Source organism: Stutzerimonas stutzeri (assembly GCF_000219605.1).
GTDB classification, from domain to species: Bacteria; Pseudomonadota; Gammaproteobacteria; order Pseudomonadales; family Pseudomonadaceae; genus Stutzerimonas; species Stutzerimonas stutzeri.
In genome coordinates, this window is record NC_015740.1 from 3730790 (window position 1) to 3745677 (window position 14888).

At 66.9% G+C, this 14888-nt stretch carries 13 protein-coding genes; 3 read left to right on the plus strand and 10 right to left on the minus strand.

Annotated elements, in window-relative coordinates:
* Positions 1-116: 116 nt before the first annotated feature.
* Both PSTAB_RS17180 and PSTAB_RS17185 read left to right on the plus strand, forming a co-directional pair.
* Entirely contained in the window at positions 117-1409 is a 1293-nt protein-coding gene (locus PSTAB_RS17180) for a maltoporin (RefSeq protein WP_013983953.1), read from the plus strand.
* Between the two features lie 116 nt (positions 1410-1525).
* Positions 1526-2449 carry a MalM family protein gene (locus PSTAB_RS17185; RefSeq protein ID WP_013983954.1) on the plus strand — a complete coding sequence of 308 codons (924 nt, stop codon included), beginning with the start codon at positions 1526-1528 and terminating at the stop codon, positions 2447-2449.
* Between the two features lie 111 nt (positions 2450-2560).
* On the opposite strand, the gene sugE is transcribed toward PSTAB_RS17185, so the two are convergent.
* The 6 genes from sugE to zwf all read right to left on the minus strand — a co-directional run bounded on the left by sugE (position 2561) and on the right by zwf (position 8650).
* On the minus strand, positions 2561-2881 hold the full coding sequence (gene sugE / locus PSTAB_RS17190) for a quaternary ammonium compound efflux SMR transporter SugE (protein WP_013983955.1): 321 nt from the start codon (positions 2879-2881) through the stop codon (positions 2561-2563).
* A gap of 268 nt (positions 2882-3149) precedes the next feature.
* A complete protein-coding gene (locus PSTAB_RS17195) occupies positions 3150-4013 on the minus strand; it encodes an aldo/keto reductase (protein ID WP_011914516.1) in 864 nt (287 codons plus the stop codon).
* Positions 4014-4025: 12 nt separating this feature from the next.
* Positions 4026-5654, minus strand: coding sequence for an NADP-dependent glyceraldehyde-3-phosphate dehydrogenase (locus PSTAB_RS17200; RefSeq protein WP_013983956.1), 1629 nt, complete (start codon positions 5652-5654; stop codon positions 4026-4028).
* Positions 5655-5724: 70 nt separating this feature from the next.
* On the minus strand, positions 5725-6462 hold the full coding sequence (locus PSTAB_RS17205) for a bifunctional 4-hydroxy-2-oxoglutarate aldolase/2-dehydro-3-deoxy-phosphogluconate aldolase (RefSeq protein WP_013983957.1): 738 nt from the start codon (positions 6460-6462) through the stop codon (positions 5725-5727).
* 18 nt (positions 6463-6480) lie between these two features.
* Positions 6481-7194, minus strand: a complete 714-nt coding sequence (pgl, locus tag PSTAB_RS17210) for a 6-phosphogluconolactonase (protein ID WP_013983958.1) — start codon at positions 7192-7194, stop codon at positions 6481-6483.
* Positions 7181-8650: a glucose-6-phosphate dehydrogenase gene (zwf, locus tag PSTAB_RS17215; RefSeq protein ID WP_011914520.1), complete on the minus strand. Its 1470-nt coding sequence runs from the start codon at positions 8648-8650 to the stop codon at positions 7181-7183. Before zwf ends, pgl begins: the two co-directional genes overlap by 14 nt.
* A gap of 170 nt (positions 8651-8820) precedes the next feature.
* Here zwf and PSTAB_RS17220 point away from each other — a divergent pair, with 170 nt between their 5' ends.
* Entirely contained in the window at positions 8821-9690 is an 870-nt protein-coding gene (locus PSTAB_RS17220) for a MurR/RpiR family transcriptional regulator (protein WP_013983959.1), read from the plus strand.
* A 123-nt stretch (positions 9691-9813) separates the two neighbouring features.
* Here the strand turns inward: PSTAB_RS17220 and PSTAB_RS17225 are convergent, their stop codons facing one another.
* From PSTAB_RS17225 to mdtD, 4 genes are all read right to left on the minus strand, one after another.
* A complete protein-coding gene (locus PSTAB_RS17225) occupies positions 9814-10782 on the minus strand; it encodes a glucokinase (protein WP_011914522.1) in 969 nt (322 codons plus the stop codon).
* Positions 10779-12605 carry a phosphogluconate dehydratase gene (gene edd / locus PSTAB_RS17230; protein ID WP_013983960.1) on the minus strand — a complete coding sequence of 609 codons (1827 nt, stop codon included), beginning with the start codon at positions 12603-12605 and terminating at the stop codon, positions 10779-10781. Before edd ends, PSTAB_RS17225 begins: the two co-directional genes overlap by 4 nt.
* A 97-nt stretch (positions 12606-12702) precedes the next feature.
* Entirely contained in the window at positions 12703-12963 is a 261-nt protein-coding gene (locus tag PSTAB_RS17235) for a hypothetical protein (RefSeq protein WP_026006493.1), read from the minus strand.
* 212 nt (positions 12964-13175) lie between these two features.
* Positions 13176-14603, minus strand: a complete 1428-nt coding sequence (gene mdtD, locus PSTAB_RS17240; RefSeq protein WP_013983962.1) for a multidrug transporter subunit MdtD — start codon at positions 14601-14603, stop codon at positions 13176-13178.
* Between the last annotated feature and the right edge of the window lie 285 nt (positions 14604-14888).

Below are 14888 nucleotides of genomic sequence, written 5' to 3' on the forward strand. Positions count from 1 at the left end.
CGGGAGGATGCCGCCAGCGGAGCCATCCCCGAGGCTTTCGCCACCGAGCTGCGCCCTGCGACACGCAGCGAAGGCGTGATCGATTCGGCATTAACAAGAAAAACAAGGACCTCGTCATGAAGCACACCGCGCACCCCCTGTTCGTCCTAAAACCCGCCTGCCTGCTTGCCGCCCTGCTGGTCGGCGGCCCGGCCCTGGCGGTCGATTTCCACGGCTATCTGCGTTCGGGCGTCGGCGCCACGGCCGGCGGCGGCGACCAGGCCTGCTTCCAGGCTGCTGGCGCACCGGCGAAATATCGCCTGGGCAACGAATGCGAAACCTACGCCGAGATCGGCCTCGGCCAGGAGGTGTGGAGCGAAGGCAACCGCAGCTTCTACGTCGACAGCATGATCGCCTACCGCTCCGACCAGGGTAACGACTGGGAAGCCACCGGCACCGACACCAACGGCGGCGAGAACAACCCCTTCGACGAGGCCGGCACCACCTCCATCCGCCAGTTCAACGTGGTCGGCAAGAACCTCATCCCGAGCCTCCCCGGCGCGGCGATCTGGGCCGGCAAGCGCTACTACAAGCGCCACGACGTGCACATCAATGACTACTACTACTGGGACGTCTCCGGCCCCGGCGCCGGTATCGAAGACATCGACCTGGGCTTCGCCAAGGCCAGCGTCGCGTGGATTCGCAACACCGACGGCGACTGGGTCTACCAGGGCTCGGGCACCGGCACCAACCTGGCCAACGACACCCTCGACTTCCGCCTCGCCGAGATCGACGTCAACCCGGGCGGCAAGCTGGAGATCGGCTACGACTACGGCAAGGCCAACCTCACCGACGAGCAGGAACGCGACCCCGGCTACCAGGACCAGAAGGGTCATCTGGTCACCCTCGAGCACACCCAGAGCAACTGGTTCGGCGGCTACAACAAGCTCGCCCTGCAGTACGGCACCGACGGCATCATCGGTAGCAGCGGGCGCAACAGCACCGGCAACAGCGACGGCAAGATGTTCCGCCTGGTCAACCAGGGCGTGGTCGGCCTGACCGACAACATCGAGATGATGTACGTGCAGATCTACGAGGACCGCGACTTCGACAACGACTCCGGGCAAACCTGGGCCAGCTTCGGTGTGCGCCCGGTGTACAAGTGGAGCGACGTGATGAGCACCGCGCTGGAGTTCGGCTACGACCGGGTCGATCCGCAGGCCGACGGCGAGCGCACCCGCGACCTGAAGAAGCTCACCCTGGCCCAGCAGTGGTCGGCCGGCAACAGCTTCTGGGCGCGCCCGCAGATCCGCGTGTTCGCCACCTACGCCCAGTGGGACGGCGGCCGCTATCAGGCCGCCAGCGAATCGATCGATGCCGGTGACGATGACGGCATCACCTTCGGCATCCAGGCCGAGGCCTGGTGGTAACCCGCACTGGCTGAACGCCGTTGCGAGCAACGGCAGGCTTTCCGCTCCCACCGTCCAGACGGTGCCTTTTGCCCCGACTCTGGCAGGTCGGGGCATTTTTTATCCGGAGAAGCACCATGCATCCTCTCTCTCTTTTCGCCGCCGGGCTGATCGCTCTGGCACTCGTCGGCTGCAGCAGCGAGCCGCTGCGCCGGGTCGACGCCCTGGCCGCCAGCCCGGCCCCGCTGCAAGGCTCGGTCGAACAGGCCCGTGCCGCGCTGGCGGCCGCGCCGTCCTGCTGCAACGGCCTCGACCAACTGCCGTACGAGCCCCTGGAGGCAGGCTTCAGCGGCAACGTCGTGATTGACAGCCAGGCACCGGCCTATGCCTTCGAGACCGGCAAGAGCTTCTTGCGCGCCTTCAAGCTGCCGGCCGGCGGCCCGTCGTTCGAGCTGCGTCTATACAGCCAGGCCGGCAGCAGCGTGCTGGCACCCAATGCCATGCTGCTGGACAGCCGCATGCGCCCGACCCGCCTGCTGGATGCCGACGACTTCGTCTACGTTCCGCCAACCGGGCTCAAAGGCGACAGTCTGGACGCGCGCCTGCGCATCGATCGCTCGCAGCCCGAGCATCCAGGCAACGAGCGCTACCTGATCCTCTACACCAGCGAGGCGCAGATGGCCGGGCAGACCGTCCTGCAACATCCGGCCAAGGCCTACGCCAAGGCGCTGGGCAACGAACCGCCGAGCATCCCCGATCCGGTGGCGCAGCACTCCCCGGTGGGCGTGATCAAGCTGGTGATGATCCCCGACAGTGCCGCCGGCTCGAACGCCAAGGGCTACGTACCGGGCTACAGCATCGGCCAGGAGATGGGCAACGAACTGCCCACCGCGCCGGCACCGACGGTGCTGCCGGAAACCTCGGCCTATTATCGCCAGGCGATCGATGCGGCGCTGGCGCAGAAGGACCTGGAGCGCGCCCTGCGCCTGGCCGACGAGGCCGCGCGCGTCGGCGATACTCAGGCGAAGCAGCATCTGCTGCAGCGAATCGAGATTCGCTGACACGGTCGGCAGCAACGGGTGGATGGGTGAAGTGCCATCCACCCTGCGACGGCTCCCTTGGGCTGGGCTTCAGCGCCGCAGAGTGGATCCCTCAGGACGACCGGCCCTGCCTCAGGCGGTCAATTTCAGCCCCACCAGCCCCGCCAGCAGCAGCACCGCGCTCAGCAACCGCGCCGGCGAGGCGCTTTCGCCGAAGATGACGATGCCCAGCGCCACGGTGCCCAGCGCACCGATGCCGACCCATATCGCATAGGCAGTACCCACCGGCAGAACCTGCATGGCGCGGGCGAGGAGGAAGAAGCTGGCGGCCATGGCCACCAGGGTGAGCACGCTCGGCAGCGGGCGGGTGAAACCTTCGGAAGCCTTGAGGCCAATGGCCCAGCCCACTTCGAGCAGGCCGGCGATGATCAGCATGATCCAGGCCGAATGCATGACGATGACTCCAGCAACGGCAGGGCCGTCCCCGCATGATTCGACACGCCCCGGGTCGTCCCGCGGCGGATGCGACCCTAGCACAGTCGCGCACCGTTTTGGACCACTCACAGCGCCCGTTGATCAGTAGCGTTTCTAAGCGGGGATATGCCGAACCATCGCAGATACCCGCCGTGGATGGGTGAAGCGTCATCCACCCTACGAGTCCCGCGTGGGGTGGAAAACTGCGAAGCATTTTCCACCTCGGATAGCGGGCAGATGTCCCTGCTCAGGCCACCTCATGCCCGCGGGCCGCTTCGCTCAGGTAGAACCAGGCGGGACGGTCCAGCTCCAGCTCGGCGCCCAGCAGCGCCTCCTCGATCCGCTCCCAGCGCAGGCTGCCGAGGATCGGCAACGGCCGGCCGGGCAGCTGCCGCAGCCAGGCCAGCGCCACCTGATTGGCCGTGGCTCCCCGGTCGGCGGCGACTTCATCGAGTGCGCTACATAGCCGATCGCCGAAGCGTCCACCGCCCATGGGCGACCAGGCCAGCACCTGCAGGCCGGCAGCCTGCAACGCATGCAGGCTGCCATCCCATACCCAGTGCTGGGCCTGCAGTGACAGCTCGATCTGGTTGCAGCGCAGCGGCACGCACTGGGCCAGTGCCTGGCAATGCAGGATGCCGGCGTTGGACAGCCCCACCCAGCCGACCTTGCCGCTGGCGACCAGTCCGTTCAGCGTCTCGGCCACCTCGTCGACCTGCAGCAGCGGGTCCGGGCGATGCAGCAGGAAACCATCGAGTCGTTCCACGCCCAGTCGCGCCAGGCTGTCGTCCACCGCCCGGCGCAGGTAGCCGGCACTGGAGTCGTAGTGCTTGACCCGCCAGCGTGAGCAGTCCTGTCCCGCCGGCACGATATCGGCCTTGCCGATGATCTGCAGGCGCTGGCGCAACCCGGGTGCCTGGCGCAGGGCCGCACCGAAGTGCGCCTCACAGCGCCCGCCGGCATAGATGTCGGCATGGTCGAAGCCGTTCAGCCCGCGCTCGACACAGCGCTCGATAAAGCCCAGCAACGCCTGGGGCTCACCCAGCTCGGGGTATTCCAGCAGGCGCATCATGCCCAGCAACAGCGGCTGGGCGAGCACGGGTGCGGCCATCGTGGCGCTCCGTCAGAAGATGTAGTCGGTGGTCAGGAAGCTCGACTGGCGGTCACGAATGATCCGGTCGACCAGCTCCTTGTTGGCCTCGTTGAAGCGCGTCGCCACCAGGGTACGGATGGAGAACACGCGCAGGGCGTCATGTACCGACAGCGTGCCTTCGGCGGAATTCTTGCGACCGTTGAACGGATAGCTGTCCGGCCCGCGCTGGCACTGGGCGTTGATGTTGATGCGCCCGACCTGGTTGACGAAGGCATCCACCAGCCGGCCTACCTGCGCCGGGTCATTGCCGAAGATCGACAGCTGCTGGCCGTAGTCGGAGGCGGTGACGTAGTCGATCACCTCCTGCAGGTCGCGGTACGGCACCACCGGCACCAGCGGGCCGAACTGCTCTTCGTGATAGACACGCATGGTCGAATCCGCCGGGCTCAGCACTGCCGGCTGGAAAAAGGTCTGGTGCGACTCGCCGCCGCCGGCGTTGATCACCCGCGCGCCCTTGGCCACGGCGTCTTCCAGCACCGCATGCAGGTAATCGGTCTTGCCCGGCTCCGGCAGCGGCGTCAGCGCCACGCCGGGCTCCCAGGGCATGCCCGCCTTGAGCGCGTTGACCCGCGCAGCGAAGCGTTCGAGGAAGCCATCGAGCACCGCCTCATGCACGAAGAGGATCTTCAGCGCGGTGCAGCGCTGGCCGTTGAACGACAGCGCTCCGGTCACCGCCTCCTCCACGGCATTGTCGAGATCGACCTGCGGCAGGACGATGCCCGGGTTCTTCGCATCCAGCCCCAGCGCGGCGCGCAGGCGGTGCGGACGCGGGTGCAGTTTCTTCAGGTCGGCGGCGCCCTTGTGCGTGCCGATAAAGGCGAACACGTCGATCTTGCCGCTGGCCATCAGCGCGCTGACCGTCTCGCGACCGCGGCCGTAGATGACGTTGATGACCCCCGCCGGGAAGCTGTCGCGGAAGGCTTCGAGCAGCGGGCGGATCAGCAGTACGCCGAACTTGGCCGGTTTGAACACCACGGTGTTGCCCATGATCAGCGCCGGGATCAGCGTGGTGAAGGTTTCGTTCAGCGGGTAGTTGTACGGCCCCATGCACAGCGCCACGCCCATGGGCACGCGGCGGATCTGCCCGAGGGTGCCCTGCTCCAGCTCGAAGCGGCTGGAGCTGCGGTCCAGTTCCTTCAGCGCATGGATGGTGTCGACGATGTAGTCGCAGGTGCGGTCGAATTCCTTCTCCGAATCCTTGAGGTTCTTGCCGATCTCCCACATCAGCAATTTGACCACCGCCTCGCGCTGCTCGCGCATACGCGCCAGGAAGGCTTCGACATGGGCGATACGCTCAGCCACGCGCATGGTCGGCCAGGCTCCGCGGCCGTAGTCATAGGCGGCAACGGCGGCGTCCAGCGCACGCAGCGCGGCGTCGGCATCGAGCAGCGGCGTGCTGCCCAGCACCACCTGACGCTCGCTGCCATCGGCCTCGCGCAGAAACACCGGGCTGCGAACTTCCGCCAGCGGGCCGTCCCAGTGCATCAACTCGCCATCGACCAGGTAGTCGCGCTGCTCGACGGGTGCATCCGGACGATAGGCTTCGGGAATCTCATCCAGACGGGGGAAAAGCTCGGAAAGCGGGCGCGCGTTGCTCATGCAACCTCCAGGTAGCGAGAAGATGGGGAAGATGCGGCGGGCCTTGGCCCGCCGCGAGGGGCTGGGACGATTACAGCTCGCGCTGTTCGGCGCGCTCGGCGCGCAGGTCGAAGTCGCGCGGCAGTTCGGCCGCCGGCGCGCTGTCCAGCGCCTGCAGGGCCTGGCGCGTGACGCTTTCGATGGCGGCCCAGTCGCCGGCACGCACGGCCTTGGCGTCGACCATCCAGGTGCCGCCGACGCACATCACGTTGGCCAGGCTGAGGTAATCCCGCGCATTGCGCGCATTGACGCCGCCGGTCGGGCAGAAACGGATGTCACCGAACGGCCCGCCCAGCGCCTTCAGCGCTGCCACGCCGCCACAGATCTCGGCGGGGAACAGCTTGAAGCGGCGATAGCCCATGGCGTAGCCGAGCATGATTTCCGAAGCACTGGCGACGCCTGGCAGCAGCGGCAACGGGCTGTGCAACGCGGCATCCAGCAGCTCGCCAGTGCTGCCCGGAGAGACGATGAATTGCGCACCGGCCGCCTCGGCCTGGGCCAGCATGGCGGCATCCAGCACGGTACCGGCACCGACGATCAGTTCGGGGCGCTGCTCGCGCAGCAGGCGGATGGCACTCAGACCCAGAGCCGAGCGCAGAGTGATTTCCAGCACCTTGAGGCCACCGGCGGCCAGGGCGTCGGCCAGCGGCAGGATGTCCGCCTCGCGCTCGATGGTGATCACCGGCAGGATGCGTGCGGCACTGCACCACTGGTCGATCAGGGCGATCTTGTCGGTCATGCTGACGGCGCGGGTTTGGGTAGATGTCATGGAAGATTCCTTGCGGCCTCAGGGGCACCAGTAGATTTCGAGGGGGCGGGCGAGGAAGGCGCGGATCGGCATCGCTTCATAGGATTCGCCGGCCAGGGCCTGGTTGAGCGTGGCCAGCTTGCCCGGGCCGTGCAGGGCGAGCAGGGTCAGCCGCGCGCTGGCCAGCAGCGCCAGGGACATGCTCAGGCGCTGGCGCGGTACGCTCGGCGCCTGCATCGGCAGGCAGCGCCGCGCACCACGCGGGTCGAGCGCCGCTTCCAGATTCGGGCTGTCGGGAAACAGCGAGGCGGTGTGGCCGTCCTCGCCCATGCCCAGCACCAGCACGTCGATCGGCGGCAGTTCGGCCAATTTGGCGTCGGCGCCTTCGGCGGCCTGCTCCAGGCTGGCCGCGCTCTGGTACAGGCCGAACAGGCGCGCCGCAGCGGCCGGCCCCTGCAGCAGATGGCGGCGCAACAGGCCTTCGTTGCTGTCGGGATGGCTGACCGGCACCCAGCGCTCGTCGGCGAGGCTGATGGTGACCTTGGCCCAGTCCAGTTCCTGCTGCGCCAGGCGCTCGAAGAACGCGATCGGGCTGCGGCCGCCGGACACCACCAGGGTCGCCGCACCGCGCTCGGCGATCGCACTGCGCAGGGCGTTGCTCACCGTCAGCGCCAGTTCGCCGGCCAGCTGGTCGGCGTTGCCGAGGCTGAAACCTAGGGTCTGCACAGGCAGATCGAGATTAGAGATCGTCATACCAACTCCTGCCGTCACGGCTGATCAGGGCAATCGAGGCAGCCGGTCCCCAGCTGCCTGCTGCGTAGGGTTTGGGAGGCGCGCCGACGCGTTGCCAACCGTCGATCAGCTGGTCGCACCACTTCCAGGCGTATTCGATTTCGTCCTTGCGCACGAAGAGGTTCTGGTTGCCCTTCATCACTTCCAGCAGCAGACGCTCGTAGGCGTCGGGGATGCGCGGGCTCTTGTAGGTTTCCGAGAAATTCAGCTGCAGCGGGCCGCTGCGCAGCTGCATGCCCTTGTCCAGGCCCTGGTCCTTGGTCATCACCAGCAGCGAGATGCCCTCCTGCGGCTGCAGGCGGATGATCAGCTTGTTGCCGATCAGCTGGCGCTGTTCCGGGGCGAAGATGTAGTGCGGCGGCGCCTTGAAGTGGATAACGATCTGCGACAGCTTCTGCGGCATGCGCTTGCCGGTACGCAGGTAGAACGGCACGCCCGCCCAGCGCCAGTTGCAGATCTCGGCCCGCAGGGCGACGAAGGTCTCGGTGTCGCTCTGGGTGTTGGAGTTTTCTTCCTCCAGATAGCCCGGCACCTGGCGCCCAAGGATGCTGCCAGCGACGTACTGGCCGCGCACCAGCTGCTGACCGAGGTGCTCCGGCGCAATGGGCGCCAGCGCCTTGAGCACCTTGACCTTCTCGTCGCGGATGCTGTCGGCCGAGAGGTCGCTGGGCGGGTCCATGGCGATCAGGCAGAGCAGCTGCAGCAGGTGATTCTGGATCATGTCGCGCAGCTGGCCGGCCTGGTCGAAGTAGCCCCAGCGGCCCTCGATGCCGACAGTTTCGGCGACGGTGATCTCCACGTGGGAGATGTGGTTCTGGTTCCACTGGGTTTCGAACAGACTGTTGGCGAAGCGCAGGGCGATCAGGTTCTGCACCGTGTCCTTGCCCAGGTAATGATCGATGCGATAGGTCCGGTCTTCCGGGAAGAAACGCGCCACCGCGTCATTCACCTCGCGGGACGACCCCAGGTCATGGCCGATGGGCTTTTCCAGCACGACGCGGGTGCGTTCGGCCAGCCCCGCCTCCGCCAGCCCGGCGCAGATCGCGCCGTAGACGGAAGCCGGCGTGGCGAAGAAGGCGACGATACGTTCGGCCTGGCCGGCCTTGTCCGCCAGCGCGGCGTAATCCTCGCGGCGGCCGAACTCCATGCTCAGGTAGTCCAGACGGGCCAGGAAACGCTGCAGAACGCTTTCCTCGAGTTCGCGCTCGGCCACATGGCGACGCAGGTGCTCGGCGATCAGCGCCAGATGCGAAGCCGGCTCGCCGCCGTCGCGGGCGAGGCCGAGAATGCGGGTGTCCGCCGGCAGCAGGCCGGCACGGTCGAGCTGATAGAGCGCGGGAAACAGCTTGCGCAAGGCCAGATCACCGAGGGCGCCGAACAGCGCCAGGGTGCAGGGTTCGACAGATAATGGCGTCATGATGTTTGTTCTTCTACTAACACTGCACTATGAATACACGCGAAGCCGCGTTTATTCAAGGATGATGTAGTAATAAAAACAACATTTAGCCATAAAAGGAGATTCCGGTAGTCGCTCCGCAGCCCGCTCAGTAGCATAGGGCACCTCTGACCCGCCGCATCAGGATCGTCATGGACCGCGTACACAACCTGCTCGAGCAGATCCAGCGTCGCATCGAAGACCTCAACAAGGCCGAGCGCAAGGTGGCCGAAGTCATCCTGCGCAACCCTCAGCAGGCCACCCGCTTCAGCATCGCCGCGCTGGCGCAGACCGCACAGGTCAGCGAGCCGACGGTGAATCGCTTCTGCCGCTCGTTCGGCGTTAGCGGCTACCCGGAACTGAAGATGCAGCTGGCGCAGAGCCTGGCCAGCGGCGCCGCCTATGTCAGCCAGGCGGTAGAGCCCGACGACGGCCCGGCGGAATACACACGCAAGATCTTCGGCTCGGCCATCGCCTCGCTGGACAGCGCCTGCCAGAGCCTCGACCCGCAACTGGTCAGCCGCGCCGTGGACCTGATGATCCAGGCCCGCCAGATCCACTTTTTCGGCCTCGGCGCCTCGGCCTCGGTGGCACTGGATGCGCAGCACAAGTTCTTCCGCTTCAACCTGGCGGTGACCGCCCATTCGGACGTGCTGATGCAGCGCATGCTGGCGTCCGTAGCGCACACGGGCGAGCTGTTCGTGATCATTTCCTACACCGGGCGTACCCGCGAGCTGGTGGAAGTGGCGCGCATCGCCCGCCAGAACGGCGCCTCGGTACTCGGCCTGACCGCCGCCGGCTCGCCGCTGGCCCAGGCCAGCACGCTGAGCCTGAACATTCCACTGCCCGAGGACACCGACATCTACATGCCGATGACCTCGCGCATCATCCAGCTGACGGTGCTCGACGTGCTCGCCACCGGCATGACCCTGCGCCGCGGCGTGGATTTCCAGCCGCACCTGCGCAAAGTGAAGGAAAGTCTCAACGCCAGCCGTTATCCGGCGGACGAGGAGCCGAGCTGACGCCGCCAGCTCGACCGCTCGGGCATCGACAATCCCGAGCCATGACGCGGAGCTCGCAGCCCCGCAAGGAACCACGCACCGCTCCATGATGTTGCTCCAACAACATCATGGATATCGGCCGCGCTAGCCGGGCACGCACGCCAGGGCCTGCTCCAGCGCCACTCCGGCACCTTCGAGCCCCGGATATTCCGCAGTCACCAGCCACACCGGCACGTCGGCGAGATAAGCGCTCATGCAGCCCTTGCTGGCAAAGCCACGGGCGAAGCCGCTGGCGGCGAAGAAATCGGCAAAGCGCGGCACCACACCACCGACGATATACACGCCCGCGCGCGCGCCCAGGGTCAGCACGTTGTTGCCGGCCACGCGACCGAGCCACACGCAGAACTGTTCCAGGGTCGCCGCGGCCAGCGTATCGCCGGCCAGCGCTGCCGCCGTGACCTCGGCCGGCGATGCCAGCCGCGGCGCCTGGTCGTGCAGCAGGCAGAGCGCGCGGTACAGCAGCAGCAGGCCGCCGCCACTGAGCACATCCTCGGCGCGCACATGGCCGAGTCCGGCGAACAGCTGCTGCCACAGCGCCGCCTCGTAGGCATCCGCCAACGGCAGGTCGACATGCCCACCCTCTCCCGGCAGCGCCTGCCAGCCGCCGCCTGCCAGCGGCAGCAGCGTGGCCACGCCAAGCCCGGTGCCGGGCCCGATCACCAGCGCCGGCGCGCCCGTCTCCGCGACCCCATTGCAGATGATGCGCCGCTGCGCTTCGGCGACCCGGGTCATACCCAGCGCCATGGCCGCGAAGTCGTTGATCAGCAGCAGCTCGTCTAGCTGCAGGGCACCACAGAAATCCCTGCGCCCCAACCGCCAGTGGTTGTTGGTGAACACGAACTGCTCGCCCTTGACCGGCCCGGCACAGGCCAGGCAGGCCGCACCGACGCTGCCCGGCGCAAGACCGAGCGACGCCAGGTAGTACTCGACCGCCAGCTCGGGCGTGGCGAAATCCGCCGTCGCCAGCACGCGCACCGCTTCCAGCCGGGCGTTGCGCCAGAGCGCGAAGCGCGCGTTGGTCCCTCCGATGTCACCGACCAGCGCCAGCCTCATCGCAGCACCTCCAGCCCGGCGGTGAACACACTGGCACCCTGTTCCGCCGAACTGAATGCCGCCCGCATGAAGCCGAACAGCTCGCGGCCGCAACCCTGCACGCCCGTCGCCGGCGCCGCTGCCGGCAAGCGATCGGCCAGCTCGGCGGCATCCACCAGCACCTCGAGCACGCCGCCCTGGCCGTCTACGCGCAACAGATCGCCATCGCGCAGCCGCGCCAGCGGCCCGCCATCGATCGCCTCCGGGCATACATGGATCGCCGCCGGCACCTTGCCCGACGCACCGGACATGCGCCCGTCGGTGACCAGCGCGACCTTGAAGCCGCGGTCCTGCAGCACGCCGAGATAGGGCGTCAGCTTGTGCAGCTCGGGCATGCCATTGGCGCGCGGCCCCTGGAATCGCACCACGGCGACGAAATCACGCTCCAGCTCGCCGGCCTTGAACGCCTCCACCAGCTCCAGCTGATCGGAGAAGATCCGCGCCGGCGCCTCGACCACGCGAAGTTCCGGCGCCACGGCGGACACCTTCATCACCCCACGCCCGAGGTTGCCGCTCATCAGCCGCAACCCGCCCTCGACGGAGAACGGCCGCGCCACGGGGCGCAGGATGCTGTCGTCAAGGCTTTGCGCAGCCCCTTCACGCCAGGTCAGCCTGCCATCTTCGAGGAAGGGCTCCTGGGTATAGCGATGCAGGCCTCGCCCCATCACGGTATGCACATCGTCGTGCAGCAGGCCGGCGTCGAGCAGCTCGCGCACCAGCAACGCGACACCGCCAGCGGCATGGAAGTGATTGATGTCCGCCGAGCCATTGGGATAGACGCGGGCCAGCGTCGGCACCACCTCGGAGAGGTCGGCCATGTCCTGCCAGGTCAGCTGAATGCCCGCCGCCTGGGCGATGGCCGGCATGTGCAGGGTGTGGTTGGTCGAGCCGCCGGTGGCATGCAGCGCAACCACGGCGTTGACCAGCACGCGCTCGTCGACCAGCTCGCCGAGGGGCGTGTGGCAGCCCCCCTGAGGCGTGAGCCGCGTGACCTGGCGCGCCGCCTCGATGGTCAGCGCATCGCGCAGCGGCGTCCCGGGATTGACGAAGGACGAGCCCGGCAGGTGCAGCCCCATCACTTCCATCAGCATCTGATTGGTGTTGGCGGTGCCATAGAAGGTGCAGGTACCAGGGCTGTGATAGGCCTGCATCTCGGCAGCGAGCAGCTCGTCGCGGCCAGCCTTCCCTTCGGCGTAACGCTGGCGCACCGCGGCCTTGTCCTTGTTGGCCAGGCCGGAGGGCATCGGCCCGGCCGGCACGAACAGCGCCGGCAGATGACCGAAGCGCAGCGCACCGATCAGCAGGCCAGGCACGATCTTGTCGCAGATGCCGAGCAGCAGCGCGGCGTCGAACAGGTTGTGCGACAGCGCCACCGCCGTGCTCATGGCGATCACCTCGCGGCTGGCAATGGCCAGCTCCATGCCAGGCTCGCCCTGGGTAACGCCATCACACATCGCCGGCACGCCGCCGGCCACCTGACCCACCGAGCCGATCTCGCGCAGCGCCTGGCGCAGGCGCTCCGGGTAGTCCTCGTAGGGCTGGTGCGCCGAGAGCATGTCGTTGTAGGCGGTGACGATGGCCACGTTGGCCGCATCAGGCAGGCGCAGGCGCTGCTTGTCCTTCGCGCCACAGCCGGCGACACCATGGGCGAAGTTGGCGCACTGCGCCGCGTTGCGGGCCGGCCCGGCGCTCGCGGCGGCGCGAATCATGGCGAGATAGGACTCGCGCGTCGGACGGCTGCGCTCGATCAGGCGCTCGGTGACTTCGACGACCCGGGGATGCATGAAACCTCCAAGATTGTAGTTTTTATAACAAACAGGAGCGCATCATAGCCATTCACATCAAGCTTTCGAAGCAATATGTTCGTACTAACAACAAATTTCAGTGCCGCAGCAGCTCGATTTGCCGACGCAACTGGGCGACGTGGGCTTTTTCCGCGCGCAACCCCGATGTCAGCTCGGCCTTGTCCTTCTCCAGCCGCACGATCACCTGCCCGAGGCCATCGAGCAGTTCACGCAACACCGTCAACTCGCAGCGCTGGCTCCTGCGTTCCAGCCACAGCAGCCATAGCAGAACCAGCAGCACCATCACACTGCACAGCGACCCCCCGATCAGCAGCCAGGCCAGGCTCATCCCATTCATTCCTTCGCTCCTTCCATAACGGCAGAATGCCAATCCAGAGCCGCAACGATATGTAGCCTTATACGACAGGTCGATAATGTTTACTTGAACAGGTAAACAAATGCAGCGGGTTCGCGGTGGCGCAATAGCCATCGCGATCAAGTCTGCGGGGAGCGCTACGCGGGGCGGCTGAGCGACCTGTCGACAAAGCTTACAGGTCGCAAGCAGCCGCCCTATTCGGCCACGTCAACCGCGCGCCGGGAGTCATCGCCGTGACCAGGGTCGCGGGGCTCCAGCTGCAGAAACAGCGCGGCCGCGAGCATGGCCATGGCACCCACGCAGAGGAAGGTCAGCTGGAAAGCGTGCAGCACCTCGCTGCCTGCCGCACCCTCCACGGTGAAGCCGCCGAGCAGCGCGCCGGCGGTGGCGACACCAAGGCTCATCGACAACTGCACCACCACCGACAGCAGGCTGTTGCCGCTGCTGGCATCGGCATGGCTGAGGCCGATCAGGGTGACCGTGTTCATTGCGGTGAACTGCATCGAGTTGACCATGCCGATCAGCCCGAGATGCACCAGCAGCAGCCAGGTCGGCGTCTGCGTGCCGATGGTCGCCAGGCTGACGATCAGGCCGCCGAGCAGCAAGGTGTTGCCGATCAGCAGGCGACGATAGCCGAGGCGGTCGATGATCGGCTTGGCCAGGGATTTCACCGCCATCGCCCCCAGGGCCAGCGGAATCATGCTCATGCCCGCCTGAGCCGGCGAATAGCCCAGCGCCACCTGCAGCAACAGCGGCACCAGGAACGGCAGAGCGCCGCCCCCCAGGCGCGCGAACAGGTTGCCGAAGATGCCGACCGCGAAGCTGCGGGTATGGAACAGCGTGGGACTGAACAGCGGCGCATCGATGCGACCGGCGCGCAGCCAGTAGGCAGCCATGCAGGCGGCACCGCCGAACAGCAGCAGCATCACCCGCGCATGCGGCATGTGCATCTCGCCGAGCCCTTCCAGGGCGATGGTGATCAGCACCATCGCGGCACCGAACAGCACGAAACCCAGGGTATCGAAACGCACCCGCTCCGGCCCCTTGAGATCCGGCATGAAGCGCAGCGCGGCGATGCAACCGACCACGCCCACCGGCAGGTTGATCAGGAAGATCCAGTGCCAGGAGGCGTACTCCACCAGCCAGCCGCCCAGGGTCGGCCCGAGCAGCGGCCCGACCAGCCCCGGCAACGCGATGAAGGCCATGATCCGCACGAATTCGCTGCGCGGAAAGGCGCGCAGCACCACCAGCCGCCCTACCGGCAGCATCAGCGCCCCGCCCAGCGCCTGCAGCACGCGGGATGCGACGAGCTGGTTGAAGCTGGTGGACAGCGCGCAGAGCAGCGAACCCAGGGAGAACAGCACGATGGCTGCGACAAAGATCCGCCGACTGCCGAAGCGATCGGCAATCCAGCCCGATGCGGGAATCAACAAGGCGACCGTAAGCATGTAGGCGATCACCACACCCTGCATGCGTAGCGGGTTCTCGGCCAAGTCGCGGGCCATGGCCGGCAGCGCAGTATTGAGAATGGTGCCGTCCAGCGTCTGCATGAAGAAGGCGATGGCCACCAGCCACGGCAGAATTCGCGCGGTGCGGGCATCGAGTGCTACGGGCGGTTGCATGAAGTCCCCGGGAACGAAAGGTGCACCATCTTAGAGGATTCCCCCGGCGACGGTTCGCGCCGCCGCGGCTTCGTCAGCGCAGCCGTTCGTTCCACCGGAACGGGGAAGTGCTGCAGCGAGGCTTGGGCACGACCGGAGTCCACGACGGCGCTGTGACGACCGGTCGCAGTCAGCCGCCGACGCCTGCCAACAGCGGTCTGCAGCGGCATACGGCTTTGCATACGGGCACCGGTAACAAAATATTTCTTGGGAAATTGACGCGAATCATTATCATTCGGAAGCGCA

Excerpts from the sequence above, each read along its gene's own strand:
- PSTAB_RS17180 (WP_013983953.1), top strand. The coding sequence starts at position 117 with ATGAAGCACACCGCGCACCCCCTGTTCGTCCTAAAACCCGCCTGCCTG.
- PSTAB_RS17185 (WP_013983954.1), top strand. The coding sequence starts at position 1,526 with ATGCATCCTCTCTCTCTTTTCGCCGCCGGGCTGATCGCTCTGGCACTC.
- sugE (WP_013983955.1), bottom strand. The coding sequence starts at position 2,881 with ATGCATTCGGCCTGGATCATGCTGATCATCGCCGGCCTGCTCGAAGTG.
- PSTAB_RS17195 (WP_011914516.1), bottom strand. The coding sequence starts at position 4,013 with ATGGCCGCACCCGTGCTCGCCCAGCCGCTGTTGCTGGGCATGATGCGC.
- PSTAB_RS17200 (WP_013983956.1), bottom strand. The coding sequence starts at position 5,654 with ATGAGCAACGCGCGCCCGCTTTCCGAGCTTTTCCCCCGTCTGGATGAG.
- PSTAB_RS17205 (WP_013983957.1), bottom strand. The coding sequence starts at position 6,462 with ATGACATCTACCCAAACCCGCGCCGTCAGCATGACCGACAAGATCGCC.
- pgl (WP_013983958.1), bottom strand. The coding sequence starts at position 7,194 with ATGACGATCTCTAATCTCGATCTGCCTGTGCAGACCCTAGGTTTCAGC.
- zwf (WP_011914520.1), bottom strand. The coding sequence starts at position 8,650 with ATGACGCCATTATCTGTCGAACCCTGCACCCTGGCGCTGTTCGGCGCC.
- PSTAB_RS17220 (WP_013983959.1), top strand. The coding sequence starts at position 8,821 with ATGGACCGCGTACACAACCTGCTCGAGCAGATCCAGCGTCGCATCGAA.
- PSTAB_RS17225 (WP_011914522.1), bottom strand. The coding sequence starts at position 10,782 with ATGAGGCTGGCGCTGGTCGGTGACATCGGAGGGACCAACGCGCGCTTC.
- edd (WP_013983960.1), bottom strand. The coding sequence starts at position 12,605 with ATGCATCCCCGGGTCGTCGAAGTCACCGAGCGCCTGATCGAGCGCAGC.
- PSTAB_RS17235 (WP_026006493.1), bottom strand. The coding sequence starts at position 12,963 with ATGAATGGGATGAGCCTGGCCTGGCTGCTGATCGGGGGGTCGCTGTGC.
- mdtD (WP_013983962.1), bottom strand. The coding sequence starts at position 14,603 with ATGCAACCGCCCGTAGCACTCGATGCCCGCACCGCGCGAATTCTGCCG.